Source organism: Asanoa iriomotensis (genome assembly GCF_016862515.1).
GTDB classification, from domain to species: Bacteria; Actinomycetota; Actinomycetes; order Mycobacteriales; family Micromonosporaceae; genus Asanoa; species Asanoa iriomotensis.
This window is the reverse complement of the sequence record NZ_BONC01000181.1, coordinates 1-1066: the sequence shown is the minus strand read 5'-3', so window position 1 is coordinate 1066 and position 1066 is coordinate 1. Positions and strand designations below refer to the sequence as shown.

At 69.8% G+C, this 1066-nt stretch carries 1 protein-coding gene; it reads right to left on the bottom strand.

Annotated features, from left to right (window positions below; genetic code table 11):
* A partial coding sequence (locus Air01nite_RS40865) for a hypothetical protein (protein WP_203708921.1) occupies nucleotides 1-186 on the bottom strand: 186 nt, incomplete at its 3' end.
* Between the last annotated feature and the right edge of the window lie 880 nt (nucleotides 187-1066).

The following is a 1066-nucleotide window of genomic DNA, read 5'->3' as shown; positions in this document are numbered from 1 at the left end:
CCCCGCAGGCTTGCGGGGTAGTCGTTCAGCCGCGTGGGCGAAGTTGGGCGCCGGCTTCGCCGACCGCCTCGAACCACAACCGCCGTCGACCACGCGCACGCCCCCGTCGCCGAGCAGCACGAGGCTGATCGTGTCGCGACAGCCGGCAAGCGCCTCGTTGAACGCGCCGTCGACGAATCCACCCAACTGCCTCTGGGCCACCGAGCCCTGAGCCAGTTCGCCGACACCACGCGGTCGACACACACAAGGGCACGTCCACCTGCGCGAGCGCCCCGGGGACAACGATGCCGTGCTTCTCAGGCGACCAGTCGGCGCAGGCCGCTGTGGCTGCCCCGAAGTCATCACCGGCCCGAACCACCAGCGCCGGCTATGTGCGACCAGTCGGCGCAGGCCGCTGTGGCTGCCCGAAGTCACACCGGGCCGAATCACCAGCGCCGGCTACGTGCGACCCGTCGGCGCAGGCCGCTGTAGCTGCCCGATGTCACACTGGCCCGCACCAGCGCCGTCTATTTGCGACCCGTCGCGTTTGTCGCGGGGCACCCAGACCTGGTGACAAAGTCTGCCAGTCACCGCAGGCAGCTGTAGCTGCCAGAGGTTCGCAACGCCCCGAACCACGAGTGCCGTCCACGCGGGACCGGTCGCATTCGTCGCGGGCACCCGACCCGGGACAACAAAGCTGCCAGTCAGCCCAGGCCGCTGTGGCTGCCCCGAAGCCATGACCGGCTCGACCCACGAGCACCGTCCACGTGCGACCCGTCACGCTCGCCGCGGAGCACCAAGACTTGGGACAGGAGGTAACACCAGAAGGCGCTGCCGCGTGGCCGCATCTGCTGGAGCTGACGTCATTCCCGGGCATCGGAAAGCTCCCGGGTTGCGAGCAAGCCCCCCCGCTCCCGGTGGGCTGACCCGAACAGGCCGAGTCGTCGAGTGAAACCAGTAGTGCACTGTCCACTACAGACCGCTTGCTCGCCGCATGGCGGGGGCCTTGCCCCGATCGAGGCGGTCGGCGAAGCCGACGCCCATCGTCGCCCGCGCGGCCGGACTGCTACCCCGCAAGCCTGCGGGA